Source organism: Xenophilus sp. Marseille-Q4582, from assembly GCF_916700565.1.
Classification (GTDB): Bacteria; Pseudomonadota; Gammaproteobacteria; order Burkholderiales; family Burkholderiaceae_C; genus Xenophilus.
In genome coordinates this window covers 233,043-259,592 of the sequence record NZ_CAKAKO010000003.1, presented here as the reverse complement: position 1 = coordinate 259,592, position 26,550 = coordinate 233,043, and the positions used below count along the sequence as shown (strand labels likewise).

Sequence of the window (26,550 nt, the reverse complement as noted above, 5' to 3'; positions counted from 1 at the left end):
CGCTTCAGGGGCCGAGACCCTGGTCTCGATGGGCTGGGCCGAGGCACGCGAAGCGCTGGCTTCACGCCGCTGGCAGCTCCGTGCGGCGCTGGATGATGCGCGACACGAGCCCGTAGGCCATCGCTTCCTCGGCCGGCATCCACAGGTCGCGTTCGATGTCCTTGTGCACGCGTTCGAGCGGCTGGCCGGTCTCGCGGGCGATGACCTGCGCAATGCGCTCGCGGGCCTTGATGATTTCCCTGGCCTGGATCGCGATGTCGCTGGCGGGACCGCCGGTGCCTCCACTCGGCTGGTGGATCAGGAAGCGGGTCTGCGGCAGGCAGAAGCGGCGCTCGCGCGGCGCGCCGAGGAAGAGGTGGGTGGCCGCGCTGCCGACCCATCCGGTGCCCACCATGTGGACCGGCGAGGAAACGAAGCGCACGACGTCATGGATGGCATCGCCCGATTCGAGATGGCCCCCGGGCGAGCAGACGAAGACGGTGATCGGCGCACTGGATTCGGCGTCCAGCGCCAGCAGCTTGCGCACGGTTTCCGCGGCCAGTGCGTCCGTCACGGTGCCGAACACGAGCACCGAGCGTGCGCGAAAAGCCTTCTCTTCGAGAAAAGTACTGGCGCCTCCCGGCTGGGCGAGGGGGGGCGATTCGGGTGATTCGGTGTCGTTGGCGAGCATGGAGGAGAACTCAAGAGGGTTACAGGACCGTGCCGAGCGCATCGCTGGGGAGCCTGGGCGCGGGCAGGATAAAACCTCAAGTTAAGCTGGGGTCAAGCGAAAGGTGTTGCCTGCACGGCGCTGTGGGCCATCCGCCACGTTGTTGTGTGGCGGCTTGACGCATCGTTGCCGAGGATGTTCACCGCGCGCTGCGGAAGTGCGCTGGCGTGCGCTGGGTGTCGCGCCGGATCAGGCGCCGCAGTGTCGAGGCGTCTGCATAGCCGACCGACTGCGCGATCTGCTCCAGTGGCAGGCGCGTGGTGGCCAGCAGATGCTGCGCGGTCTCCAGCCGGATCCGCTGCACGAACTGGATGGGCGAGAGCCCGCAGGTCGCCGCCAGGCGCCGGGCGAAGGTGCGCGGGCCCAGGGCCACGGCGGCGGCGAGTTCCTCCATCGCGAAGTCGCGTGCGATGTGCTGGCGCACCCAGGTCTCGGCCTTGGCCAGGGCCGGGTCCTGGCCGGCCAGGTAGGTCACGGCCATGAACGGCGCCTGCGAGCGGCGTTCGTCGAGCAGCAGGAAGCGGGCGCAGGTCTTCGCCACGGCCGGGCTGGCGAAGCGCGCGACGACGGCCAGCATGAGGTCCATGTGCGCCAGGGCTGCACCGCCCGTGGCGATGGGCCAGTCGGCCACCACGACCTGCTCGGGCACCAGTTCCACCTGGGGGTAGCGCTGGCGGAACTGCGGGGCCAGCCACCAGCTCGTCGTGGCGCGACGGCCGTCGAGCAGGCCGGCCTGCGCCAGCACGAAGGTGCTGGCGCAGGAAGCCGCGAGCGCGGCGCCGCGCGAGTGCGCATCGACCAGCATGCCGCCGGCGCGCCGGCACGCGGCACCGGCGAGCGTGCCGGCCAGGTCGTCGACCGCCGGCATGCCGAGCCCGGGAACGATGACCAGGTCCGCGCCATGCAGGTCGCCGGACGCGCGGCGCGGCCCGCACTGCACCGCGCGCACCTGGAAGGGCGCCCGACCGCTGGGGGCCAGCCGGTTCGCGGTCGCCAGCATGTCATGGCTGAGGGCCGCGCTTGAGGCCAGGCACCCTCCGATCTCCAGGATGGCCACGGACGTCATGTCAAAAAATGCCTTTTTATTGTCATTCTAGACACTCGTCTCCTGACCTGGCCGCGGCCATGATCCGGCAGGGGCTGCGACGTGCGCCGCGCCATTTTTGAAGGAGACCGTTTCCCCATGCTGCACCGATCCATGAAGCAGGACGACCCCCTGGAGGACTTCACGCCGCGCAGCGTGACGCTCGAAGGCGTTTGCAAGCGCGTCTACGTGGCGGGGGCCGGGCCGGCCGTGCTCGTGATGACCGAGATGCCGGGCATCAGCCCGCAGGTGGTGCGCTTCGCGCGCTGGGTGCGCGACGCCGGCTTCACGGTCTACATGCCATCGCTCTTCGGCCGGGACGGCGCCGTGCCGCAGGCCGGGGAGGGCGCCGCGGTGTTCCAGCGCGCCTGCGTCAGCGCCGAGTTCCGCGCCTTCGCAGGCCATGCGTCGAGTCCTGTGACGCACTGGCTGCGGCTGCTGGCCCGTCAGGCCCACGAAGAGTGCGGCGGCCCAGGGGTAGGCGCGATCGGCATGTGCTTCACCGGCAATTTCGCGCTGACCCTGATGCTGGAGCCGGCCGTGCTGGCCCCCGTGCTGGCGCAGCCTTCGCTGCCGCTGGACGCGCCGGAGGCCATCGAGAGCGCCCCTGATGAAGTGCGCCAGGTGCGCGAGCGCCTGGAGCGCGAAGACCTGACGGTGATGGCCTACCGTTTCGAGGGTGACCGCTTCTGCCGCGCGCAGCGCTTTGCCGCCTACCGGCAGGCGCTGGGCGAGCGCTTCGTCGCGCGGGTGCTGCCGGACAGCGCGGCCCATGACGACGTGGCGCCTTTTTTTGCGCAGCATGTGCCCACGCCGCACAGCGTGCTCACCGCGCACCTGATCGACGAGGCCGGCCAGCCGACCCTCGCGGCGCGTGACGAGATCATTGCTTTCTTTCGCGGCCGGCTGAAACCGGGCAGCGAGGCGGCGGCCATCCTCGGGGCGCCGGCGCAGTAGGCCGGCTGCGCGCGCACCCGCATGCGCAGCGGCGGCGCAGGCCGCTGCGTCAGGCTGCGCGCCCGAGGGGCCGGGCCCTGCGCGACGCGGGCGTCATCCAAACAGGCGCTGGGCATGCAGCCCCAGCCCCTGCGCCACGCTCGCGTCGCGGTCGCCGTGCAGGGCGCGGGCGGCGGGCAGCGCGGCGGCGATGCGTTCGGTGAGCGGGCGAAAACCCGTGGAGCCGCCCGTGAAGTACACAGCATCCACGGCGTCCGTCGCGACGCCGGCCCGGCGCAGGGTTTCCAGGGCGGCATCCACGATGCGCTGCATGTCGCCGTCCAGCACCCGCACGGCCTCGGCCTCATGAAGCGAAGACTGCAGGCCGCGTTCCAGCCGGCCCAGGTCGATGACGGTGGCGCCGCCTTCGGCCACGGCGATCTTCGCCGCCTCGGCCTGGCCCAGGAGGGCGTGGCCCAATTGCGCTTCCACCACGGTCATCAGGCGGCGGTGCTGCGCCGGGTCGGCGTAGAACTCGCGCATGCGGCGCAGCTCGGCCACGCGCTGCGGGGCGTACACGGTGTTGATCAGGTGCCAGGTCGCCAGGTCGAAGTACACGCGGCTGGGCACTTCGCGCGGCGTGCTGCCGGGGCGGTTCGGTCCCAGTCCGCGGTGGCCGCAGGCGGGCAGGATGGCGGCCAGCTCCACATGGCGGTCGAAGTCGGTGCCCGCGACGTGCACGCCGTGGCTGGCCAGGATGTCGTCCTTGCGCTCCAGCCGCCGGCGGCGTTCGGGGCCCACGCGCACCAGCGAAAAGTCCGAGGTGCCGCCGCCGATGTCGGCCACCAGCACCAGCTCCTCGCGGGCCACGCGCTGTTCATGGTCCAGCGCGGCGGCGATGGGCTCGTACTGGAAGCTCAGTTCGCGCAGGCCGACCGCGCGCGCGGCGCTTTCCAGCGCCTGCTGCGCCTGGGCGTCGCGCGCCGGGTCGTCGTCGACGAAGTACACGGGCCGCCCCAGCACGGCGCGCTCCAGGGGCTGGCCCGCCGCCCGTTCGGCCAGGGTCTTGAGCCGCTGCAGGTAGCCGCCCACCACGTCCAGGTAGCGCACCGAACGGCCTGCGCCCACGTCGGTGCTCTGCTCGGCCAGCGCCGAGCCCAGGATGCTCTTCATCGAGCGCATCAGCCGCCCCTCGTACCCCTGCACGTAGGCGGCCAGCGCTTCGCGGCCGTACAGGCGCTGCGCTTCCTCGTGCGCCGCCAGGCCTTCGACCTGGTAGAAGACCGCGGTGGGCATGGTGCGGCGGCCGGGCTCCAGCTCGACCAGTGCCATGCCTTCGGCCACCGGGATGGCGATGGCCGAGTTCGAAGTGCCGAAGTCGATGGCGCAGAAAGCGGGCGTGCGCGAGGCGAGCGGGGCGGCGAAAGAGGGCATGGCGCAGGCGGGCCGCGTGCGCAACGCAGGCGGCCGGGAATCCAGGGAGGCGGGGAGGGGCGCGGATTCTATCGGCGGGGCGATCGGCCCGCACCCCCAAAACCTATAATCGAATGTTCAATCGCATCAAGCAGTTATCAAGCACTTAGCAGGCGCTTCGCCACCGTCGGTTTCGCCGATCCGGCGCCCGCCCGATGCCCCACTTTCCAGACTCATGAGCCAGCCCACATTCACGGTCGCGGACATCCGCAAGAGCTTCCTCGATTTCTTCGAATCCAAGGGCCACACGGTCGTGGCGTCGAGCCCGCTGGTGCCGGGCAACGATCCGACGCTGATGTTCACCAACTCGGGCATGGTGCAGTTCAAGGACGTGTTCCTGGGCACCGACAAGCGCCCCTACGTGCGCGCGGCCTCGGTGCAGGCCTGCCTGCGCGCCGGCGGCAAGCACAACGACCTGGAGAACGTGGGCTACACCGCGCGCCACCACACCTTCTTCGAGATGTTGGGCAACTGGAGCTTCGGCGACTACTTCAAGCGCGAGTCGATCACCTGGGGCTGGGAGCTGCTGACGAAGGTCTACAAGCTGCCGGCCGACAAGCTGCTGGCCACCGTCTACCACGAGGACGACGAGGCCTACGACATCTGGACGAAGGATATCGGCCTGCCGCCCGAGCGCGTGATCCGCATCGGCGACAACAAGGGCGGCAAGTACAAGTCCGACAACTTCTGGATGATGGCCGACACCGGCCCCTGCGGCCCCTGCTCGGAAATTTTCTACGACCACGGCCCGCACATCCCCGGCGGCCCGCCCGGCAGCCCCGATGAAGACGGCGACCGCTTCATCGAGATCTGGAACCACGTGTTCATGCAGTTCGACATGCAGCCCGACGGCAGCGTGGTCAAGCTGCCGGCGCCCTGCGTCGACACCGGCATGGGCCTGGAGCGCCTGGCGGCCATCCTGCAGCACGTGCACAGCAACTACGAGATCGACATCTTCGAGGCGCTGATCCACGCCGCGGCACGCGAGACCGGCACCACAGACCTCGCCAACCCCTCGCTCAAGGTGATCGCCGACCACGTGCGCGCGACCTCCTTCCTGGTCAGCGACGGCGTCATCCCCAGCAACGAGGGCCGCGGCTACGTGCAGCGCCGCATCATCCGCCGCGCGATCCGCCACGGCTACAAGCTGGGCCAGAAGAAGCCCTTCTTCCACAAGCTGGTGAAGGACCTGGTCGCGCTGATGGGTGCCGCGTACCCGCGCCTCGCGGCGCAGGAAAAGCACATCACCGACACGCTCAAGGCCGAGGAAGAGCGCTTCTACGAGACGCTGGCCAACGGCATGGAGATCCTGGACAGCGCGCTCGAGGGCGGCAAGACCACGCTGCCCGGCGACGTCGCCTTCAAGCTGCACGACACCTACGGCTTCCCGCTCGACCTGACGCAGGACGTGGCGCGCGAGCGCAACGTGACGGTGGACGAGGCGGGCTTCGCCGCCGCGATGGAAAAGCAGAAGGCCGCCGGCCGCGCCGCAGGCAAGTTCAAGATGGAACGCGCCGTGGAATACGGCGGCGCCGCCAACGTCTTCACCGGCTACGAGCACCTGGAAGAGCAGGCCAAGGTCGTCGCGCTGTACCACGAGGGCGCGTCGGTGCCCGAGCTGAAGGAAGGCCAGGCCGGCATCGTCGTGCTCGACACCACGCCCTTCTACAGCGAGAGCGGTGGCCAGGTCGGCGACCAGGGCACGATCAGTGCCGAGGGCGTCGCCTTCGGCGTCGAGGACACGCAGAAGATCAAGGCCGACGTGTATGGCCACCACGGCGTGCAGACCCAGGGCACGCTCAAGGTCGGCGACGCGGTGAAAGCCGCGGTCGACGGTGAACGCCGCGCCGCCACCATGCGCAACCACTCCGTCACCCACCTGATGCACAAGGCCCTGCGCGAGGTGCTGGGCACGCACGTGCAGCAGAAGGGCTCGCTGGTCGATGCCGACAAGACGCGCTTCGACTTCGCGCACAACGCAGCCGTCACGCACGACCAGATCGTGGAGATCGAGCGCCTCGTCAACGCCGAGATCCTGGCCAACACGTCCACGCAGGCGCGCGTGATGGGCATGGAAGACGCGCAGAAGACCGGCGCGATGATGCTTTTCGGCGAGAAGTATGGCGAGACCGTGCGCGTGCTCGACATCGGCACGAGCCGCGAACTGTGCGGCGGCACGCACGTGCAGCGCACGGGCGACATCGGCCTGTTCAAGATCGTGAGCGAAGGCGGCGTGGCCGCCGGCGTGCGCCGCGTCGAAGCCATCACCGGCGCGAATGCGCTGGCCTATGTGCAGGGGCTCGAATCAACCGTGCACAGCGTGGCCGCCACGCTGAAGGCGCCCACGGCCGAGGTGCAGCCGCGCCTGGCGCAGGTGCTGGAGCAGGTGCGTGCGCTGGAAAAGGAAGTCGGCACGCTCAAGGGCAAGCTGGCCTCCAGCCAGGGCGACGAACTGGTGAATCAGGCGGTCGACGTCAAGGGCCTCAAGGTGCTCGCGGCACAGCTGCAAGGCGCCGATGCCAAGCAGCTGCGCGACACCATGGACCAGCTCAAGAACAAGCTCAAGAGCGCCGCCATCGTGCTGGCCGCCGTCGACGGCGCCAAGGTGCAGATCGCAGCCGGCGTCACACCCGACGCGATGGCGAAGATGAAGGCCGGCGAGCTGGTCAACTTCGTCGCCCAGCAGGTGGGCGGCAAGGGCGGCGGCAAGCCCGACATGGCGATGGCCGGCGGGACCGACGCGGCCGGCCTGCCGAAGGCACTGGCGTCGGTGCAGGGCTGGGTGGCCGAGCGGCTGTGAAGCCGTGACGTGACTCGCTGACTCGGAAGCCGCGGCAGAAGATCGGCCGGAAATGAGCGAGAGCAGCGCCTTCACCGCGACGTTGTCCTTGGTGCGGGTTGCGGCAGGGTGCGTCCTGGGGGCGATCTGTACAGCGCTGTTTCGCCGTGGAAAGCTGGCGGCGCGGTGGGCCGCATGTGCTCCCGGCGCTGTCCGCGGCAGCGTGGATGGGCCGTTGTGGGGGGGCCGGATGGTCGCCACGAGGGTCGAATGAAGGCCACCTTCGTCCGCCACGGCCAGAGCACCGGCAACGCCGGCCTGCCCACGCCCGACCTGGTGGAGATGCCGCTGACGGCGCTGGGCGCCTCGCAGGCGCGCGCGGTGGCCTGTAGCTGGCAGCGCGCGCCGACGCACCTCGTCAGTTCGCCCTTCCTGCGTGCGCGCCAGACAGCCGAGCCCACCTGCGTGCGCTTTCCGGGCGTGCCGCTGGCGATCTGGCCCATCCACGAGTTCACCTACCTGTGCCCGGCGAACTGGGCCAACACGACCCGGGCGCAGCGCCGGCCCACCGTGGAGGCCTACTGGCAGCGCGGCGATCCGGCCTATGTCGATGGCGAGGGCGCGGAGAGTTTTTCGCAGGTGCTGCGCCGCGCCGAGGCCGCGCTGGCGCGCCTGGCGGCGCTGCCCGACGGCGCCGAAGTGTTCCTGTTCAGCCACGGCCAGTTCATGCAGGCCGTGCGCCAGACCGTGGCGCTGGCCGGAGAGCGCGATGAAGACAAGATGGCCCAGTTCTGGCCCTTCGAGCAGCATTCGCCGGTGCTCAACTGCCAGAAGCTGGTGCTGAGCCATGCCCGGGGGCTGTGGCGCGTGGCGGCCGAGGAGCCGCCGGCCGCGCCCGAGCTGCCGGTGGCCATCGACACGCCCACGGTGCGCGGGGAACGGGGTCATGCGGGAGCCCGCCTTGCCCGCAAGTGACACGCGCGTCCAGGCGCCCGGCGCGCTGCTGGTGATGGGCGCCGGCGCCGTGGGCTGCTATGTGGGCGGCTGTCTGGCGGCCGCCGGTGTGCCCGTCACCTTCGTGGGGCGCCCGCGCGTGCGCGACGCGCTGGCGCAGCACGGCCTGACGCTCACCGACCGGGACGGCGTGCACCGGCAGGTGCCGGCCGACCGGCTCGATCTGCAGGCGGCGGTGCCCGCCGATGCGCGGCCGGCGCTGGTGCTGCTCACCGTGAAGAGCGGCGCCACGGCCGCGGCGGCGGCCGAGCTGGCTGCGGTGCTGCCGCCCGGCACGCCCGTGCTGTCGCTGCAGAACGGCATCGCCAACGCCGAGGTCCTGCAGCGCGCCTCGCCGGCCTTGGTGGCGCTGCCCGGCATGGTGCCCTACAACGTGGCCGAGCTGGGGCCCGGCGTCTACCACCGCGGCACGGCCGGCCGGTTGGCCGGCGTGGCGCATGCCGCCCTGCGCGCCTGGGCGCCGGTGTTCGAGGCGGCCGGCGTGCCGCTGGACCTGCACGCCGACCTGCGGGCCATCCAGTGGGGCAAGCTGCTGCTCAACCTGAACAACCCGGTCAATGCGCTGTCGGGGCTGCCCCTGCGCGCCCAGCTGATGGACCGCGGCTACCGGCGCTGCTTCGCCGCGCTGATTGACGAAGCGCTTGCCGTGCTGCGGGCCGCGGGCATCCGCCCCGCGCAGATGACCGCCGTGGCGCCGCAGCACCTGCCGCGGCTGCTGCGCCTGCCGGACTGGCTGTTCCGCCGCGTGGCGGCGCCCATGCTGCGCGTCGACGCCAAGGCGCGCTCGAGCATGGCCGATGACCTGGCGCTCGGGCGCCGCACCGAGATCGATGCGCTCAGCGGCGAAGTGGTGCGCCTGGCCCGGGCCCATGGGCTGCAGGCGCCGCGCAACGCGAAGATGGTCGAACTGCTGGACGGCGGCTGGCCGGCGGCGCCCCGGCGCCTGGATGCGGCCGCGCTGCGGCGGGCGCTCGGGCTCTGAGCCGCTCGCCAGGCGGGGGAGCGCCGCCGCCTGCCTGGGCGCCGCGCCCCCTGCGCGCCGAGCAGCGCACCCCCGGCGGCCCCGCGCTGCTGCGCGTCGCCGGGCACGCCGGTTGCATGCGAGCGGCGCATGCACGTGCATCCGCAGGGCCTGCCGCCGCCGGGCCGCCCATCCTCCGCCGACCTGGCCGCCGACGCGCCCTGGCACCGCCGCCTGGGCCTGCTGCTCGAATCCACCGGCGAAGGCATCTTCGGCATCGACCTGGACGGCCATTGCGTCTTCATCAACCGCGCGGGCGCCGAGCTGCTCGGCCACGAGGCGGCCGAGGTGCTGGGCCGCAACATGCACGAGCTGACGCACCATTCGCATGCCGACGGCACGGCCTACGCCGACACCGACTGCCCCATCTTCAACGCCTTCCGGCGCGCCTTGCCCTGCCGCATCGACACCGAGGTGTTCTGGCGCCGCGACGGCTCGGCCTTTCCGGTCGAGTATTCGAGCTATCCCATCGTCGATGGCGATGCCGTGCGCGGCGCCGTCATCACCTTCGTCGACATCACCGAACGCAAGCGCGCGGCCGAAGCCTTGCAGCAGTCGCGCGACGAACTGGAGCGGCGTGTGGCCGAGCGCACGGCTGAACTGAGTGCGGCCTTGCACCAGGTGCGCGACCTGTCGGCCTGGATGGACTCGGTGCGCGAGGACGAGCGCACCCGCATCGCGCGCGAGGTGCACGACGAGCTGGGCAGCCTGCTGGTGGCGCTGAAGATGGACGTGAACTGGATCGGCAAGCGCCTGGGCGAGCAGCAGGACCGCGCGCCCGAGGCGGCGCAGGCCATGCGCGAGCAGATGCGCGGCAAGTGCGCCAACATGAGCGCGCTGATCGAGCGTGCGGTGGACAACGTCGGGCGCATCATCACGGACCTGCGGCCCAGCATTCTGGACCACCAGGGCCTGTGGGCGGCGCTGGAATGGCAGGCGCACGAGTTCGCGCAGGCGGCCGAGCTGGATTTAGGCTGGACACTGGCGGTCGATGAATCGCTGGAACTGCCCGAGCCCGCCGCGATGGCGGTCTTCCGCATCTTCCAGGAGATGCTCAGCAACATCGGCCGCCATGCACAGGCCGGCCGCGTGGACATCGCCATCGGCGTGGCGCAGGGCGTGCTGAGCCTGCGTGTGCAGGACGACGGGGTGGGTGCCGTGCCGCAGGCTTTCCAGGCGCCGGGCTCCTTCGGCGTGCGCGGCATGCGCGAGCGGGCACTGCACTTCGGCGGCAGCCTGGAGGTGCAGAGCCAGCCGGGGCAGGGCAGTTGCGTGCAGCTGCGCCTGCCGCTGCAATCGACCGCGACGGCGGCGGGCTGACATGCCCCGCGTCCTGCGTGTCCTGATCGGCGACGACCACCGCATCGTGCGCGAGGGGCTCAAGCAGGTGCTGGGCGACAGCAGCAATGGCGAGCCCGAGATCGTGGTGGCGGCCGAGGCGCCCACCGGCCCCGAGGTGCTGGAGCGCGTGGCCGAACTGAAGGGGCCGCTGGGCCTGGACGTGGTGCTGCTCGACATCGCGCTGCCGGGCCGGGACGGTCTGGAGGTGCTGCGGGCGTTGCGCGCGCAGTGGCCCACGCTGCCGGTGCTGATGATTTCGACCTACCCCGAGCGCCAGTACGCGGTGCGCTGCATCCGCCTAGGCGCGGCCGGCTACCTGAACAAGGGTGCTGATGCCGACGAGATGGTGGCGGCGGTGCGCAAGGCCGCCAGTGGCGGGATGTACCTGACGCCGTCGACGGCTGAGGCGCTGGCCAGCGCCGTGGGTCGCGGCGGGCCGGCCACCGAAAGCCTGTCGCACCGCGAGCACCAGGTGTTCCGCCTGCTCACTTTGGGGCACACGGTGAGCGAAATTGGTGCGGCGCTGAGCCTGGCGCCCAACACCGTCAGCACCTACCGCGCGCGCATCCTCGAAAAGACCGGCACCAAGAACGACGTGGAACTGGCGCTGTATGCCGAGCGGCACGCGCGCGACGGCCTGCAGGGCTGAGTTTGTGGGGGAGCCTGGGGTAGGCCTGTAGTGCCAGCCCTACAAGGCTTCGACAAAGGCGGCGCGAATCGCAGCAAAGGGCCGGCACAGGCCCGTTCAGGCCCGTGCATTGCAAGAGCAGGGCATTCGAATCCAACGAGGAGTGCCCATGTCCCGTCTGCCTTCCACCGCTTCTTCGGCCGCGTCCGATCCCTATGACGCCGACCGCCCGCTGATGCTGCGCTGCGGCTGCGGGCAGGACCATGCCGTGTCGGCCGCCACTTCGGTGGAAGAGGCGTCGCGCAACTTCGTCGAGGCGACGCTGGTCAAGGCCCTGTTCCCGCAGGACGCCGTGCGCCGCCGCTTCCTGAAGGCCGTGGGCGCGAACACGGCGCGCGCGGCCATCGCATCGCTGCTGCCGGTCGCCTCGCTGCAGGCCATGGCGCAGGAGCGCGGGCCGCTGGAGAAGAAGGACCTGAAGATCGGCTTCATCGCCATCACCTGCGCCACGCCGCTGATCATGGCCGACCCCCTGGGCTTCTACAAGAAGGAAGGCCTGAACGTGCAGCTCAACAAGACGGCGGGCTGGGCGCTGATCCGCGACAAGATGCTCAACAAGGAGCATGACGCGAGCCACTTCCTGTCGCCCATGCCGCTGGCCATCAGCATGGGGCTGGGCTCCACCCAGACGCCGATGAACGTGGCCACCATCCAGAACACCAACGGCCAGGCGATCACGCTGCACGTCAGGCACAAGGACAAGCGCGATCCGAAGCAGTGGAAGGGCATGAAGTTCGCCGTGCCCTTTGAGTACAGCATGCACAACTTCCTGCTGCGCTACTACCTGGCCGAGCATGGCGTGAACCCCGACACCGACGTGCAGATCCGCGTGACGCCGCCGCCCGAAATGGTGGCCAACCTGCGCGCCGGCAACATCGACGGCTTCCTGGGCCCGGACCCCTTCAACCAGCGCGCGGTGTATGACGAGGTGGGCTTCATTCACATCCTGTCCAAGGAAATCTGGGATGGCCACCCCTGCTGCGCCTTCGGCGTCAGCGAGGCCTTCATCCAGCAGAACCCGAACACCTTCGCGGCCCTGTACCGCTCGGTGATCAACGCGTCCTTCATGGCCAGCCTGCCCAAGGACCGCGAGCTGATCGCCAAGGTGATCTCGCCCACGCAGTACCTGAACCAGCCCGAGACCGTGGTGGCGCAGGTGCTGACCGGCAAGTTCGCCGACGGGCTGGGCAGCATCAAGAACGTGCCCGACCGCGCCAACTTCGACCCCGTGCCGTGGCAGAGCATGGCCGTGTGGATGCTCACGCAGATGAAGCGCTGGGGCTACGTCAAGGGCGACGTGGACTACCGCCAGATCGCCGAGAAGGTGTTCATGCTGACCGATGCCAAGAAGCAGATGCAGATGGCCGGCTGGCGTCCGCCCGAAGGTGCGTACCGCAAGTTCAAGGTGATGGGCAAGGAGTTCGACCCGGCCAAGCCCGAGGAGTACGCCAACAGCTTCGCCATCAGCAAGATGGCGGGCTGAGGGGGCGACGATGATGCGCAACCTGGGCAGTCTGAGCGCACGCGCGGCACTCGTGTCGCTGCTGATGCTGGCGCTGCTGCTGGGCATCTGGCAGCTGGCCACGCAACCGTCGGGCGGCGGGGCCGACCTCTCGGGCCTGACGCCCGAGCAGGTCGAATACATGAAGCTCATGGGCAAGGACCCGGGCGCGGCCACGGCCAAAAGCGACGGCTTTCCCACGCCGGCGCAGGTGGGCCGCACCTTCGTGGAGCAGCTGGCCAACCCCTTCTACGACAACGGGCCCAACGACAAGGGCATCGGCATCCAGCTCGGCTGGTCGCTGCTGCGCGTGGGGCTGGGCTTCCTGCTCGCCTGCGTGGTGGCTGTTCCACTGGGCTTTCTGATCGGCATGTCACCGCTGATGCAGCGTGCCTTCGACCCCTTCATCCAGGTGCTCAAGCCCATCTCGCCGCTGGCGTGGATGCCGCTGGCGCTCTACACGATCAAGGACTCGTCGGTCTCGGGCGTGTTCGTGATCTTCATCTGCTCGGTCTGGCCCATGCTGATCAACACCGCCTTCGGCGTGGCCTCGGTCAGGCGCGACTGGCTCCACGTGGCGGCCACGCTGGAAGTGCGGCCGGTGCGCCGGGCCCTGCGCGTCATCCTGCCGGCGGCGGCGCCGACCATCCTGACGGGCATGCGCATCAGCATGGGCATCGCCTGGCTGGTGATCGTGGCGGCCGAGATGCTGGTGGGCGGCACCGGCATCGGCTACTTCCTGTGGAACGAGTGGAACAACCTGTCGCTCACGCACGTGATCTTCGCCATCCTGGTGATCGGCGTGGTGGGCATGCTGCTGGACCTGGCCTTTGCCGCCCTGCAGAAGAAGGTGACCTATGTGGAGTGAACGCGCCATGAACACCGCGATGCCGACCGCTGCGGCCCAGAAGGCTCCGGCGAGCCCCGCGCAGGACTTCCTGCGCGTCGAGGGCCTGGGCCGCGCCTTCAACCCGCAGCGGCCGGTCTTCGGCGGCGTGAGCTTCGGCGTGGCACGCGGCGAGTTCGTCTGCATCATCGGCCACTCGGGCTGCGGCAAGACTACCATCCTCAACGTGCTGGCCGGCCTGGACCGGGCAAGCACCGGCCATGTGTTCATGGACGGCCGCGAGCTCGCCGGGCCCAGCCTGGAGCGCGGCGTGGTCTTTCAGGGCCACGCGCTGATGCCCTGGCTCACGGTGCGGCAGAACATCGCCTTCGCGGTCGAGTCGCGCTGGCCCGACTGGCGCCGCGCGCAGGTGCAGGCCCAGGTCGAGAAGTATGTCGCGATGGTGGGTCTCTCAGGGGCCATCGACAAAAAGCCCTCGGAACTGTCGGGCGGCATGAAGCAGCGCGTGGGCATCGCACGCGCCTTCGCCATCGAGCCCAAGATGCTGCTGCTGGACGAGCCCTTCGGTGCGCTGGACGCGCTCACGCGCGGCACCATCCAGGACGAGCTGATGGCCATCGTGCAGCGCACGCAGCAGACCGTCTTCATGATCACGCACGACGTGGACGAGGCCATCCTGCTGGCCGACCGCATCCTGCTGATGCGCAACGGCATCGAGCTGCCCGACGGCCGCTGGCGGCCGGGCGGCATTGCCGAATCGGTGCGCGTGGGACTGCCGCGCAGCCGCGCGCGAAGCACCTTGCACCACACGCCGGGCTACTACGAACTGCGCAACCACGTCGTCGACTTCCTCGTCACGCGCGCGCACGCCGTCTGAGGTCCCGTGACCCCGGTCTTCCTTTCCTCATTCATTCCCTTCTTCCGCGATTCCTATTTCCAGGAGCCATCACCATGAACCGCATCGAAGTCACTGAAAAGATCATCACCACCAAGGTGTCCAAGGGCATCAGCTGGGCCAGTGTGGCCGAGGCCGTGGGCCAGTCCAAGGAATGGACCACGGCCCTGTGCCTGGGCCAGATGACGGCTTCGCCCGAGCAGGCCAAGGTGCTGGGCGAAGTCTTCGGCCTCACGGACGAAGAGCAGAAGTGGCTGCAGGTGGTGCCGTACAAGGGCTCGCTGCCCACGGCCGTGCCCACCGATCCGCTGATCTACCGCTGGTACGAGATCGTCAATGTCTACGGCACGACCATCAAGGAGCTGATCCATGAGGAGTTCGGCGACGGCATCATGAGCGCCATCGACTTCAGCATGGACATCGTGCGCCAGCCCGACCCCAAGGGCGACCGCGTGAACGTGGTGCTGTCGGGCAAGTTCCTGCCGTACAAGACCTACTGAACGCGCGTCGGGCAGCGCGCAGGCCGGGCGCCTGACCCTCCGGTCGGCGGCTCTCGGGGAATTCCAACGCGTGGCGCGAGGTGGGCGCGCGCTGCAAAGCGTCCACAATCGGCGGCTTCGCTTTCTTGGCCGCTCCGATGCGCAACGACCCCTGGCTCAGCCGCTGGCTCCCCTTGATTCAGTCGCGCGCCGCGGCCTCGCCCGTGCTGGAAATCGGCTGCGGCCATGGCGACGACACGGCGACCCTGGCGGCCCAGGGACTGGCCGTGATCGCCTTCGACCTCTCCCGCGCCTCGGTCGCCGCGGCGCGCCTGCGCGTGCCCTCGGCCCGCATCGAGTGCCGGGACATCCGCGACCCCTTCCCGGCCGAGGCCCGCGGCCTGGGCGTGGTGGTGGCCAGCCTCTCGCTGCACTACTTCCCCTGGGCCGAGACGGTGCGGATCGTGCAGCGCGTGCGCGAGGTGCTGCGCCCGGGCGGCGTGCTGCTGTGCCGGCTCAATTCCACGCAGGACGGGAACTTCGGCGCGGGGCAGGGCGCTGAACTCGAAGAGAACTTCTTCGAACTCGACGGCCAGCACAAGCGCTTCTTCGACGAACCCGCCGTGCAGCGCCTGTTCGCCACGGGCTGGCGCGAGCTGTCGCGGCAGCACAAGACCACCCGCAAGTACGTGCGGCGCAAGGCGCTGTGGGAGGTGGTGCTCGAGCGCGTGGATTGATCGGCAGCGCCCTCAGGCTGCGGCGCGGGCTTGCGGCAGCTTGGCGATCACCTTGATCTCGAAGTCGAAGCCGTAGAGCCAAGTCACGCCCACGCCGGTCAAGGTGGGGTGGGGCGCCTCGCCCCAGTGCTCCATCACCACCGGCCAGATCGTGTCGAAACGCGATGCCGGATCGACGATGAAGACGGTCACGTCCACCACGTCGTCGAAGCTGCAGCCGGCGGCCTGCAGGATGCTGTTCAGGTTGGCAAAGGCGCGGCGCACCTGCGCGCGCAGGTCAGGCTCGGGCGAGCCGTCTTCCCGGCTGCCGACCTGGCCTGAGACGAACAGGAAGCCGTTGGAACGGATGGCGGGCGAGTAGCGGTTGCGTTCGTACAGGGCCTGGCGGCCGGGCGGGAAGACGGTGTCGCGTGCGGGATTCATGCGGTGCTCCTGGGTAGGGCGGCGCCGCAGGGGCCGCCCGGGGTTGACGAAGGAAGGCCTGGAATCTAGGGGGGGGCCGGGGCATCGATCAACGGGCAGCCCTGTCCATCACTGTTCGTAAACTCCAAACAATCAATCGTCGCCCGGGGAGCACCGATGGACCGTTTCGATGCGATGCAGGCCTTTGCCCGGGTGGTGGAAACCGGCAGCTTCACCCAGGCGGCCCGCACGCTGCACATGAGCAAGACCACCGTGACGCAGCTGGTGCAGCAACTGGAGGCGCGGCTGCGGGTGCGGCTGCTCAACCGGACCACGCGCAAGGTGGCGCCCACGGCCGACGGCATGGCCTATTACGAGCGCGTGCAGCGCCTGCTGGCCGACATGGAAGACGCGGAAACCAGCCTGTCCGACGCTTCCACCGCCCCGCGCGGCCGCCTGCGCGTGGACGTGCCCAGCCCGCTGGCGCGGCTGGTGCTGGTGCCGGCGCTGCCGGATTTCCAGGCCCGCTACCCCGACCTGCAGCTGCACATGGGCGTGAGCGACCGCATGGTCGACCTGATCGGGGAGCACGTGGACTGCGTGGTGCGCGGCGGCGAGCTGGCCGACCTGTCCCTGGTCGCGCGCCGCGTGGGGGATCTGCAGGCCGGCGCCTTCGCCGCGCCCGCCTACCTGGCCCGCGCCGGCATGCCGCGGCACCCGCGCGATCTGCAGGCCGAGCCGCACCGCATCGTGGCTTTCCTGGGCGCGCGCAGCGGCAAGCCCTTCCCCTACGGCCTGCATCGTGGCGGCGAGCGGGCCGAGGTGCAGGGGCGCCCTGCCTTCGCGGTGGACGATGGCAATGCCTACCTGGCGGCCGGCGTGGCCGGGCTGGGCGTGCTCTGGCTGCCTCACTACATGGCGGCGCCGCACCTGGCGAACGGTGAACTCGTGCCGCTGTTCGAGGACTGGCAGTTCGACCCCATGCCCCTGCACGTGGCCTACCCGCCGAACCGGCATGTCAGTGCCAAGCTGCGCGTGTTCATCGACTGGGTCGCCGGGCTCATGGCGCGGCATGCGCCGGTGCAGCCGCCGCGGCGCTGACCGCCTCTCCGGGCAACCGGTTCGCGCTGTCGGGGCGGCGCTTTCTTTTCGGCACACAGGCCGGCGTGAGCGCGGCCGGGTACGGCGGTGACACCGCCTGCTTTCTTTGGGTGCGCGCGCCAGGGCTGCGCCCAATCCCCGGGGCGCGGGCCTTTCCGGATGCGCGCCATCCGCGTGGCACGGATGATGCATGGATGTGCCATTGAGGAATCGATGTTTCTTGGGTGGTGCATCCAGAACCCCAGAAATAAGGGTTACTACTGATATTTGTGGCGCAATGCTGGCTTACGCTCGCATCGTTGTCTCATTAATTGATCCATGTTTCATTGGTAAGACAAAAATGACCTCCACGATGAACCGCCGACGGGTTATCACTGCTTCCTGCACGCTGGCGCTGGGCGCCGGCTTTCTGGCGCTGGCGCCGCTGGCCGCCTCGGCCCAGGCCTGGCCGGCCAAGCCCATCACCATCGTGGTGGCGTACCCCGCGGGCGGCGACACCGACGCCATCGCCCGCGTGTTCGCCGAGAAGCTCGCGCCCCGGCTGGGCCAGCCCGTGGTGGTCGACAACCGGCCCGGCGCCAGCGGCGTGATCGGCAGCGCCTTCGTCGGCAAGGCCGCGCCCGACGGCTACACGCTGCTCATGGCGCCCAGCACCTTCACCATGGCGCAGCTGGTGCTCAAGACCAGCCCCGCCGCCGGCTACGACGTGCGCAGCTTCACGCCCATCATCCAGGCGGGCACGCAGCCGCTGTTCCTGGTCAGCGGCCCCGGCACGCCGGCCAAGACGCTCAAGGAAGCCATCGACGCGTCCAAGGCGAAGGGCGGCCTCGCCTATGCCAGCCCCGGCAGCGGCTCGCCCATGCATGTGCTGGGCGAGATGTTCAACAAGGCGTCGGGCGCCGACTTCCGCCATGTGCCGTACCGCGGCGTGGCGCCGGCCCTGACCGACGTCGCCGGCGGCCATGTGCCGCTGACCTGGATGACCTACGGCCCGGTCGAGCCCTACCTGGCCGATGGCAGGATGCGCCTGCTGGGCGTGGCCCAGGCCGAGCGCTCGCCGCTGGCGCCGCAGGTGCCCACCCTGGCCGAACTGGGCGTCAAGGGAGTGGAGGTCAGCGCCTGGAACGGCCTGTACGGTCCCAAGGGCCTGCCGCCCGAGATCGTCAAGACGCTGAACACGCACCTCAACGAGATCATCCGCATGCCCGACGTGGCCGCCAAGATGAAGGTGCTGGGCGTGCTGCCGCTGGGCGGCGGCCCCGAAGTGCTGGCCAAGACGACCCTTGCCGACCTGGAGCGCTTCACCCGCGTGGTGAAGGAGCTGGGCGTGCAGGCCGACTGATCCTTTTCTTCCCCTTTTTCGAACCGCGAACCCCATGACCTCAGCCACCGGCGCCGTCGATCCCCAGAGCCTGCAGAAACTGCTGGCCGAAGTGCCCCGCGACATGCTCCAGGGCCGCCGCGTGCTGGTGACCGGCGCCGCGCGCGGCCTGGGCCTGGCCTTTGCGCACAGCATCGCGACGGCGGGCGGGCGCGTGGTGATCGCCGACGTGCTGGCCGACCTGGCGCAGGCCGAGGCCGCCGCGCTGCGCGAACAGGGCTTCGATGTACAGGCGCTGGCCGTGGACCTGTGCGACCCGGCTGCCGTCGAGGCCTGCGCCGCGCAGGCCGTGCAGCGGCTGGGTGGCCTGGACGGCCTGGTCAACAACGCGGCCATCACCAATTCCGGCGGCAAGGATGCGCATGCGCTGGCCATCGACATGTGGGACCGCGTGATGGACGTGAACGTGCGCGGCACCTGGCTCATGAGCCGCGCCTGCCATGCCGCGCTGGCCGCGAGCGGCCGCGGCGCGGTCGTCAACCTGGCCTCCGACACCGCGCTGTGGGGCGCGCCGAACCTGCTGGCCTATGCGGCGAGCAAGGGCGCCGTCATCTCGATGACCCGCTCGCTGTCGCGCGAATGGGGCCCTGACGACATCACCGTGAACGCCGTGGCGCCGGGCCTGACGCTGGTGGAAGCCACCGAATACGTGCCGCAGGCACGCCACGACAAGTACCTCGAAGGCCGCTCGCTGCCGCGCGAGCAGCAGGCGGCCGACGTGTGCGGCGCCGTGCTCTTCGGCCTGTCGGGCCTGTCGCGCTTCGTCACCGGCCAGCTGCTGGCCGTGAACGGCGGTTTCGTGATGCACTGACCGCGCAGCCGGATTCCCCTCCCTTCATCCCCAAGGAGTTCCCCATGACCGACCTGTCTCAACAACAGCAGCTGAGCGCCGACACCCCCAGCTGGACCCGCCCCGAGGGCGCCAGCCTGGAGCAGTGGATGAACACGCGCATCGCGCGCTACAGCACCCGCAAGTACGACTGGGACGCGCTGAAGTTCCAGGCCGACTTCGACCCCAAGTTCCGCCGCGCACAGATGCGCTACGTGGGCACGGGCGGCACCGGCGTGAGCGCCGACGTGAACACCGTGCCTTCGGAGAACTTCACCTTCTCGACCATGGTGATCCCGGCCGGCCATGAAGGCCCGCCGCACATCCACGTCGACGTGGAAGAGGTTTTCTTCCTTATGCGCGGCAAGCTGAAGGTGGTCATCACCACGCCCGAAGGCGAGCGCTACGAGACCATCATGACCGACCGCGACCTGATTTCGGTGCCGCCCGGCGTGTACCGCGAAGAGATCAACATCGGCGACGAAGATGCGCTGATGTGCGTGATGCTGGGCGCCAAGAAGCCGATCACGCCGACCTATCCAGAAGACCACCCGCTCGCCAAGATCAAGCGCGAGAAGAAGTAAGCCTCCTTCGCTTGGCCCGACCCTCCCCATGACTGCTGTGTCCGACCCGACCTTGCCTGAACTGCCTGCCGCCGAGGTTCAGCGCCTCGAGGCGCTGTTCCCCTCGCGTGCCGTGGCGGTGGGCGAGGGCGCCTGGGTGTCGGTGCGCGAATGCGGCGAGCCCTTCGGCCTGCCGCTGGTGTGCCTGCACGGCATCGGCTCGGGCGCGGCTTCGTGGCTGGAGACGGCGCAGTTGCTCGCGCCGCGCGCGCGCCTCATCGCCTGGGACGCGCCGGGCTACGGCGAATCGACGCCGCTGCCGCAGGCCGTGCCCACGGGCGCGCACTATGCGCAGCGCCTGCAGGCGCTGCTGGACGCCCTCCAGATCGAGCGCTGCGTGCTGGTGGGCCATTCGCTGGGCGCGCTGATGGCGGCGCCCGCGGCCCTGGACGCCGCGCGCGTCGCTGCGCTGGTGCTGATCAGCCCCGCCCAGGGCTATGGCGCACCGGGCCGCGAAGCCGAACGGGCGCGCGTGCATGCCGAGCGCATGGGCACGCTGGATGAGCTGGGCATCGCCGGCATGGCGGCCAAGCGCTCGGGCCGCCTGGTGTCGGAGCACGCCTCGCCGGTGGCGCGCGCCTGGGTGCGCTGGAACATGGCGCGCCTGAACGACGCCGGCTATCGCCAGGCCATCGAACTGCTGTGCGGCGGCCAGTTGCTCGATGCCGTGGGCGCGCTGCGCGCATCGCGGGCCGGCCTGCCCCTGACGGTGGCCTGCGGCGAACTCGACGTGATCACGCCCCCCGCCGGTTGCGCCCTGGTGGCGCAGCGCGGTGGCGTGCCGCTCACGCCCATCGCGCGGGCGGGCCATGCCTCGTACGTGGAACAGCCGGCCGCCGTCGCGGCCCTGCTGGGCCGCGTGCTCGATGGCCTGAACGAGCCGGGCGCCTGAACGCCCGGCCCGCGACAACTTCCAGCCGACGACAACGACCGGATCGCCATGAAGGACGAAGCCATGCAGGACGTGAACGATTCCGTGGAAGCGGTGGAGGCGGTGGAAGCCGTGGAAGAGGGCGCCGACCGCTACAACGTGCCGGCGCTGGAGCGCGGCCTGCGCGTGCTGTGCGAATTCAGCCGCGAGAACCGCACCCTCACCGCGCCCGAGCTGGCACGCCGCTTCAAGCTGCCGCGCTCCACCGTGTTCCGCCTGCTCAGCACGCTGGAAACCATGGGCTTCATCGAGCGCGACGAGGGCGGCCGCGGCTACCGCCTGGGCCTGGCCGTGCTGCGCCTGGGCTTCGAGTACCTGGCCTCGCTGCCGCTCAACGAACTCGGCCTGCCGCTGCTGCAGCGCCTGTCGGACGAACTGCGCCTGCCCTGCAACCTGGTGGTGCGCGACGGCCGTTCCATCGTCTACGTGGCCAAGGTCGCGCCGCCGTCGCCCTTCGTCAGCGCCGTGAACGTGGGCACGCGCCTGCCGGCCCATGCCACCGTGCTGGGCCGCATCCTGCTCGAAGACCTGAGCCTGCCGCAGCTGCGCGTGCTGTACCCGGAAGACCACCTGGAGTCCTTCTCGGCCAGCACGCCCACCACCGTGAACCAGCTCTTCGACATGGTGCAGGCCGACCGCCAGCGCGGCTACGTGCTGGGCGAGGGCTTCTTCGAAAGCAACATCTCCACCATCGCGGCGCCGGTGCGCGACCACAGCGGCGGCGTGGTGGCGGCGCTGGGCGCCACCGTGACCTCGGCCCACGTGGACGACGAGCGCGTGGAAGCGCTGGTGCAGCGCGTGCGCGCCGCGGCCGACGAACTGTCGGGCCTGCTCAACTACGCGCCCGCCGCGGGCCGCAACGTGGTGCCGCTGCGCGGCCGGAATTTCTGATCATGACGACGATGAGCGAAGCGCCATTCCTGGCCCCCGACGCCCTGGCCGGCCGCACGGCCGTGGTAACGGGCGGTTCTTCCGGCATCGGCCTGGCCACCGTGCAGGTGCTGCTGTCGGCCGGCGCCGCCGTGGCGCTGTGCGGCCGCAATGCCGAGCGCCTGGACGGCGCCGTGAGCGAACTGCGCGCGCAGTTTCCGCAAGCGAAGCTGTTCGCGCAAAGCTGCGACGTGCTGAACGCCGAATCGGTGAAGGCCTTCGCCGCGGCCTCGCAGGCCGCGCTGGGCCCGGCCGCCATGCTGGTCAACAACGCCGGCCAGGGCCGCGTCTCCACCTTCGCCGACACCACCGACCAGGCCTGGATGGACGAGCTGCAGCTCAAGTTCTTCTCCATCATCCATCCCACGCGCGCCTTCCTGCCGCAGCTGGTGGCCGAGCGCCAGCGCCTGGGCGACGCCGCCATCGCCTGCGCCAATTCGCTGCTCGCGCGCCAGCCCGAACCGCACATGGTCGCCACCTCGGCCGCGCGCGCCGGCATCCTGAACCTGGTGCGTTCGCTGGCCACCGAATTCGCGCCGCAGGGCGTGCGCGTCAACGGCATCCTGATCGGCCTGGTCGAATCCGGCCAGTGGCGCCGCCGCTTCGACGCGCGCGAGGACAAGTCGCAGGACTGGGCCGCCTGGAGCGGCGAGCTGGCGAAACACAAGCACATCCCGCTGGGCCGCCTGGGGCGGCCCGTGGAAGCGGCCCGCGCGCTCGCCTTCCTCGTCTCGCCCTTCGCCTCGTACACCAGCGGCAGCCACATCGACATCTCGGGCGGCCATTCAAGAGGCATCTGACGACGCCCACCGAACACCAGACTTCCTCAGGAATCCCATGACCTCCAAGCAACAAGTGACCGTCGGCACCGTCGTCGCCGCCTTCCTCGAACAGTGCGGCGTGAAGGCCGCCTTCGGCGTGATCTCGATCCACAACATGCCGATCCTGGATGCCTTCGCGCAGCGCGGCAAGACGCGCTTCGTGATGGCGCGCGGCGAGGCCGGCGCGGGCAACATGGCCGACGCCTACGCGCGTTCCACCTCCAGCCTGGGCGTGGCGATCACCAGCACCGGCCCGGCCGCCGGCAACATCGCGGGCAGCCTGGTGGAGGCGCGCAACGCCGGCACGCCCCTCTTGCACATCACGGGCCAGATCGAGACGCAGTACCTGGACCAGAACCTGGCCTACATCCACGAGGCGCCCGACCAGCTCAACATGCTGCTGGCGGTCTCGAAGGCGGCCTTCCGCGTGCGCACGGCCGAGACCTGCCTGTCCACGCTCAAGGCCGCCGTGCAGTGCGCGCTGACGGCGCCCACGGGCCCGGTCAGCGTCGAGATCCCGATCGACATCCAGCAGGCCGTGATCGACCTGCCGGCCGACCTGTCGCCGCTGCCCATCACCGTCGCCGCGCCGAGCGAAGCCGCGCTGGACGCGCTGGCCGACAACCTGGCCAAGGCCCGCCGCCCGCTGCTGTGGCTGGGTGGCGGCGCGCGCCACGCCGGCGCCGCCGTGCAGCGCCTGAAGGCCCTGGGCTTCGGCATCGTGAGCACCGTGCAGGGCCGCGGCATCGTGGCCGAGGACGATCCGGCCTCGCTGGGCGCCTACAACATCCAGAAGCCGGTGGAGGCCTTCTACCAGCGCTGCGACGCCATGCTGGCCGTGGGCACGCGCCTGCGCAGCAACGAGACGCTGAAGTACGAACTGAAACTGCCGCGCCCGCTGTACCGCGTGGACGTGGACGCCGCCCAGTCCGGCCGCTGCTATGCCGACGACGGCTTCATCTGCGGCGATTCGGCTCTGGTGCTGGCCGGCCTGGCCGACCGCCTGGAAGCGCGCGGCTGGAAGGCCGACCCGGAACTGCTGGCCGACCTGCGCAAGACGCACGACGAGGTGGTGGCCACGCTGCATGACGGCCTGGGCCCGTACACCGCGCTGGTGCAGGCGCTGCAGAAGGCGGCGGGCCGCAACTTCAACTGGGTGCGCGATGTCACGCTGTCCAACAGCATCTGGGGCAACCGCGAACTGCGCTTCTTCGAAGCCAACGCCGGCGTGCATGCCACGGGCGGCGGCATCGGCATGGGCATGCCCATGGCCATCGGCGCCGCCGTGGGCGCGGCCGAGACCGGCTCGGGCCGCAAGACCATCGGCCTGGCCGGCGACGGCGGCTTCATCCTGAACCTGGGCGAGCTGGCCACGCTGGTGCAGGAGGAATGCGACACCGTGATCGTGCTGATGAACGACCAGCGCTACGGCGTGATCCGCAACATCCAGGACGCCTCCTACGGCGGCCGCCGCTGCTACGTGGACCTGCACACGCCGGACTACGCGCAGCTGTGCGCCTCGATCCGGCTGCCGCATGCCCGCGTGCAGGACCTGAAGGACCTGCCGGGCGTGCTCGACACGGCGCTGGCGAAGAAGGGCCCCTTCCTGCTCGAAATCGACATGCAGGCCATCGGCGGCTTCAAGGCCCAGTTCGCCGGGCCGCCGGTCAACAAGATGGACCAGGTGCCCGCCGCGCCGAAGAACGCCTGAGGACGCCGACGCCATGAAGATCGCATTGATCGGCTGCGGCGCCATCGGCACGGCGCTGCTGGAACTGGTGAAGGACGACGCCGGCCTCGAGATCGCCGCCATCGTGGTGCCGGCCTTTGCCGCCGACGCTGCCCGGCAGACGGCCGCGCGCCTGGCGCCGCAGGCGCAGGTGCTCGGAGCGGTGCCGGCTTCGGGCATCGAGCTGGTGGTCGAGGCCGCGGGCCATGCTGCCATCGAGCAGCATGTGCTGCCGGCGCTGCAGCGCGGCGTGCCGGCCATCGTGGCCTCGGTGGGCGCCTTGTCCGCGCCCGGCCTGCCCGAGCAGCTGGAAGCTGCGGCCCGCGCAGGCGGCACGCAGGCGCAGCTGATCGCCGGCGCCATCGGCGCCATCGACGCGCTGGCCGCCGCCCGCATCGGCGGGCTGGACACCGTGCGCTACACCGGCCGCAAGCCGCCGCACGCCTGGACCGGCACGCCGGCCGAGGAGGGCCGCGACTTGGCCGCGCTGGCGGCCGAGACGGTGATCTTCGAAGGCAGCGCCCGCGAAGCGGCGCGCCTGTTCCCCAAGAACGCCAACGTGGCGGCCACCGTCTCGCTGGCCGGCCTGGGCCTGGACCGCACCACCGTGCGCCTGATCGCCGACCCCGGCGTGAGCGAGAACGTGCACCAGGTGGAGGCCGCCGGCGCCTTCGGCCGCTTCGAGCTGACCATGCGCAACCAGGCGCTGGCCGCCAATCCCAAGACCTCGGCGCTGACCGTGTACAGCGCGGTGCGCGCGCTGCGCGGCCGCGTGGCGCCATTGGTCATCTGATCGAAACCGAGAGAGCCCACGATGTCGAATCTCGAACTGCTCCCCATCAACGTGGCCGGCGAATGGCGCCTGGGCGGCGGCGATGTGTATGAGAGCCTGTACCCCGCCACCGGCGAGGTGATCGCGCGCCTGAGGGCGGCCAGCCTGGCCGACGTGCAAGAGGCCATCGCCGGCGCCGACCGCGCCTTCCGCACCAGCGGCTGGGCCCAGAAGCTGCCGCACGAGCGCGCGGCCGTGCTGTACCGCGTGGCGCAGCTGATCCGCGCCAATGCTGAAGAACTGGCGCACAAGCAGCGGCTGGACAACGGCAAGCCGATCAACGAAACGCGCGCGCTGGTCGCCAGCGCGGCCGGCACCTTTCAGTTCTTCGCCGCCGCCTGCGAGACGCTGGAAGAGGCGATCACGCCCTCGCGCGGTCCCTACGTGACGCTGAGCGTGCACGAGCCCATGGGCGTGGTCGCCGCCATCACGCCGTGGAATTCGCCCATCGCCAGCGAGGCGCAGAAGCTGGCCCCCGCGCTGGCCGCCGGCTGCGCGGTGGTCGTGAAGCCCGCCGAAGTCACGCCGCTGATGGCGCTAGAGCTGGCCAAGCTCTGCGAGGAGGCCGGCGTGCCCAAGGGCATGATCAGCGTGCTGCCGGGCAAGGGCTCGGTGATCGGCGACGCCATCACCCAGCATCCGCTGGTCAAGCGCGTGTCCTTCACGGGCGGCACCACCACCGGCAAGCACATCGCCCACATCGCGGCCGACAAGATGATGCCGGTCTCGCTGGAGCTGGGCGGCAAGTCGCCGACCATGGTGCTGGAAGACGCCGACCTGGACCATGCCGTCAACGGCGTGCTCTACGGCATCTTCAGCAGCTCGGGCGAATCGTGCATCGCCGGTTCGCGCCTGTTCGTGGCGCGCGGCATCTACGACGAGTTCGTGACCCGCGTGGCCGAAGGCGCCAAGAGCCTGCGCGTGGGCGACCCGGCCAGCGAGCGCACCCAGATGGGGCCGCTGATCACGGCCCGGCACCGCGAGGGCATCGAGCGCTACGTTCAACTCGGCGTGGACGAAGGCGGCCGCATCCGCACCGGCGGCGTGCGCCCGCAGGGCGAGGCCTACGACAAGGGCTACTTCTACACGCCCACCATCCTCGAAGGCCTGACGAACGAAGCCCGCATCGCGCAGGAAGAGATCTTCGGCCCGGTGCTGGTGGCGATGCCTTTCGACACGGAAGAGGAGTTGATTGCCAAGGCCAACGACTCCATCTACGCCCTGGCGGCCGGCGTCTGGAGCCGCGACTTCAAGCGCGCCTGGAAGCTGGGCCGCGCCGTGCAGGCGGGCACCGTCTGGGTCAACACCTACAAGCAGTTCTCGGTGTCCACGCCCTTCGGCGGCTGGCGCGACTCGGGCCTGGGCCGCGAGAAGGGCCGCGAAGGCATCTTCCAGTACATGGAGCAAAAGAGCATGTACTGGGGCACCAACGAACAGCCCATTCCCTGGGCCAACGCCCTCTGAGGC

25 protein-coding genes are annotated in these 26,550 nt (G+C 70.2%); 21 read left to right on the top strand and 4 right to left on the bottom strand.

The window, feature by feature from the left end; translation table 11 throughout:
- Window positions 1–61: 61 nt before the first annotated feature.
- Both LG388_RS11670 and LG388_RS11665 read right to left on the bottom strand, forming a co-directional pair.
- Complete coding sequence (locus LG388_RS11670) at window positions 62–670, bottom strand: ATP-dependent Clp protease proteolytic subunit (RefSeq protein ID WP_225782988.1); 609 nt, start codon at window positions 668–670, stop codon at window positions 62–64.
- Between the two features lie 178 nt (window positions 671–848).
- Window positions 849–1,775, bottom strand: a complete 927-nt coding sequence (locus tag LG388_RS11665) for a GlxA family transcriptional regulator (protein ID WP_225782987.1) — start codon at window positions 1,773–1,775, stop codon at window positions 849–851.
- A 117-nt stretch (window positions 1,776–1,892) separates the two neighbouring features.
- Between LG388_RS11665 and LG388_RS11660 the strand changes: the two genes are divergently transcribed.
- Window positions 1,893–2,750 (top strand): dienelactone hydrolase family protein, encoded by an 858-nt coding sequence (locus LG388_RS11660; RefSeq protein WP_225782986.1) that lies wholly within the window; start codon window positions 1,893–1,895, stop codon window positions 2,748–2,750.
- A gap of 93 nt (window positions 2,751–2,843) precedes the next feature.
- Here LG388_RS11660 and LG388_RS11655 read toward each other — a convergent pair whose 3' ends face one another.
- On the bottom strand, window positions 2,844–4,163 hold the full coding sequence (locus LG388_RS11655; RefSeq protein WP_225782985.1) for an Hsp70 family protein: 1,320 nt from the start codon (window positions 4,161–4,163) through the stop codon (window positions 2,844–2,846).
- 214 nt (window positions 4,164–4,377) lie between these two features.
- Between LG388_RS11655 and alaS the strand changes: the two genes are divergently transcribed.
- The 10 genes from alaS to LG388_RS11605 all read left to right on the top strand — a co-directional run bounded on the left by alaS (window position 4,378) and on the right by LG388_RS11605 (window position 15,504).
- On the top strand, window positions 4,378–7,002 hold the full coding sequence (gene alaS, locus LG388_RS11650) for an alanine--tRNA ligase (protein ID WP_225782984.1): 2,625 nt from the start codon (window positions 4,378–4,380) through the stop codon (window positions 7,000–7,002).
- A 249-nt stretch (window positions 7,003–7,251) separates the two neighbouring features.
- A complete protein-coding gene (locus LG388_RS11645) occupies window positions 7,252–7,956 on the top strand; it encodes a histidine phosphatase family protein (RefSeq protein ID WP_225782983.1) in 705 nt (234 codons plus the stop codon).
- Window positions 7,943–8,977 carry a 2-dehydropantoate 2-reductase gene (locus tag LG388_RS11640; protein WP_370630149.1) on the top strand — a complete coding sequence of 345 codons (1,035 nt, stop codon included), beginning with the start codon at window positions 7,943–7,945 and terminating at the stop codon, window positions 8,975–8,977. The genes LG388_RS11645 and LG388_RS11640 overlap by 14 nt, the downstream gene beginning before the upstream one ends.
- Before the next feature lie 129 nt (window positions 8,978–9,106).
- On the top strand, window positions 9,107–10,336 hold the full coding sequence (locus LG388_RS11635) for a PAS domain-containing sensor histidine kinase (protein ID WP_225782982.1): 1,230 nt from the start codon (window positions 9,107–9,109) through the stop codon (window positions 10,334–10,336).
- Between the two features lies 1 nt (window position 10,337).
- Window positions 10,338–11,006, top strand: a complete 669-nt coding sequence (locus LG388_RS11630; protein ID WP_225782981.1) for a response regulator transcription factor — start codon at window positions 10,338–10,340, stop codon at window positions 11,004–11,006.
- Between the two features lie 148 nt (window positions 11,007–11,154).
- On the top strand, window positions 11,155–12,528 hold the full coding sequence (locus LG388_RS11625) for a CmpA/NrtA family ABC transporter substrate-binding protein (RefSeq protein WP_225782980.1): 1,374 nt from the start codon (window positions 11,155–11,157) through the stop codon (window positions 12,526–12,528).
- A gap of 13 nt (window positions 12,529–12,541) precedes the next feature.
- Window positions 12,542–13,414, top strand: a complete 873-nt coding sequence (gene ntrB, locus LG388_RS11620; protein WP_225783585.1) for a nitrate ABC transporter permease — start codon at window positions 12,542–12,544, stop codon at window positions 13,412–13,414.
- Between the two features lie 7 nt (window positions 13,415–13,421).
- Window positions 13,422–14,270 carry an ABC transporter ATP-binding protein gene (locus LG388_RS11615; RefSeq protein ID WP_225782979.1) on the top strand — a complete coding sequence of 283 codons (849 nt, stop codon included), beginning with the start codon at window positions 13,422–13,424 and terminating at the stop codon, window positions 14,268–14,270.
- A 74-nt stretch (window positions 14,271–14,344) separates the two neighbouring features.
- A complete protein-coding gene (gene cynS / locus LG388_RS11610; RefSeq protein ID WP_225782978.1) occupies window positions 14,345–14,788 on the top strand; it encodes a cyanase in 444 nt (147 codons plus the stop codon).
- A gap of 137 nt (window positions 14,789–14,925) precedes the next feature.
- Window positions 14,926–15,504 (top strand): trans-aconitate 2-methyltransferase, encoded by a 579-nt coding sequence (locus tag LG388_RS11605; protein ID WP_225782977.1) that lies wholly within the window; start codon window positions 14,926–14,928, stop codon window positions 15,502–15,504.
- A 12-nt stretch (window positions 15,505–15,516) separates the two neighbouring features.
- Here LG388_RS11605 and LG388_RS11600 read toward each other — a convergent pair whose 3' ends face one another.
- Window positions 15,517–15,927 (bottom strand): RidA family protein, encoded by a 411-nt coding sequence (locus tag LG388_RS11600; RefSeq protein WP_225782976.1) that lies wholly within the window; start codon window positions 15,925–15,927, stop codon window positions 15,517–15,519.
- Window positions 15,928–16,083: 156 nt separating this feature from the next.
- Between LG388_RS11600 and LG388_RS11595 the strand changes: the two genes are divergently transcribed.
- The 10 genes from LG388_RS11595 (at window position 16,084) to LG388_RS11550 (ending at window position 26,547) form a co-directional block, all read left to right on the top strand.
- Window positions 16,084–17,007, top strand: a complete 924-nt coding sequence (locus LG388_RS11595; RefSeq protein ID WP_225782975.1) for a LysR family transcriptional regulator — start codon at window positions 16,084–16,086, stop codon at window positions 17,005–17,007.
- 352 nt (window positions 17,008–17,359) lie between these two features.
- On the top strand, window positions 17,360–18,349 hold the full coding sequence (locus LG388_RS11590; RefSeq protein ID WP_225782974.1) for a tripartite tricarboxylate transporter substrate binding protein: 990 nt from the start codon (window positions 17,360–17,362) through the stop codon (window positions 18,347–18,349).
- A 103-nt stretch (window positions 18,350–18,452) separates the two neighbouring features.
- Window positions 18,453–19,199, top strand: a complete 747-nt coding sequence (locus tag LG388_RS11585; RefSeq protein ID WP_225783584.1) for an SDR family oxidoreductase — start codon at window positions 18,453–18,455, stop codon at window positions 19,197–19,199.
- Between the two features lie 44 nt (window positions 19,200–19,243).
- Window positions 19,244–19,801 carry a cupin domain-containing protein gene (locus tag LG388_RS11580; protein ID WP_225782973.1) on the top strand — a complete coding sequence of 186 codons (558 nt, stop codon included), beginning with the start codon at window positions 19,244–19,246 and terminating at the stop codon, window positions 19,799–19,801.
- Between the two features lie 28 nt (window positions 19,802–19,829).
- The gene (locus tag LG388_RS11575) at window positions 19,830–20,732 is read left to right on the top strand and encodes an alpha/beta fold hydrolase (RefSeq protein ID WP_225782972.1); all 903 of its coding nucleotides are present in this window, start codon (window positions 19,830–19,832) and stop codon (window positions 20,730–20,732) included.
- Window positions 20,733–20,795: 63 nt separating this feature from the next.
- On the top strand, window positions 20,796–21,662 hold the full coding sequence (locus LG388_RS11570; protein ID WP_370630174.1) for an IclR family transcriptional regulator: 867 nt from the start codon (window positions 20,796–20,798) through the stop codon (window positions 21,660–21,662).
- Window positions 21,663–21,673: 11 nt separating this feature from the next.
- The gene (locus tag LG388_RS11565; RefSeq protein ID WP_225783583.1) at window positions 21,674–22,501 is read left to right on the top strand and encodes an SDR family oxidoreductase; all 828 of its coding nucleotides are present in this window, start codon (window positions 21,674–21,676) and stop codon (window positions 22,499–22,501) included.
- 37 nt (window positions 22,502–22,538) lie between these two features.
- A complete protein-coding gene (locus tag LG388_RS11560; RefSeq protein WP_225782970.1) occupies window positions 22,539–24,233 on the top strand; it encodes a thiamine pyrophosphate-binding protein in 1,695 nt (564 codons plus the stop codon).
- A 13-nt stretch (window positions 24,234–24,246) separates the two neighbouring features.
- Entirely contained in the window at window positions 24,247–25,044 is a 798-nt protein-coding gene (locus tag LG388_RS11555; protein ID WP_225782969.1) for an aspartate dehydrogenase, read from the top strand.
- 21 nt (window positions 25,045–25,065) lie between these two features.
- Window positions 25,066–26,547 (top strand): aldehyde dehydrogenase, encoded by a 1,482-nt coding sequence (locus tag LG388_RS11550; protein WP_225782968.1) that lies wholly within the window; start codon window positions 25,066–25,068, stop codon window positions 26,545–26,547.
- The last annotated feature ends 3 nt before the right edge of the window (window positions 26,548–26,550 follow it).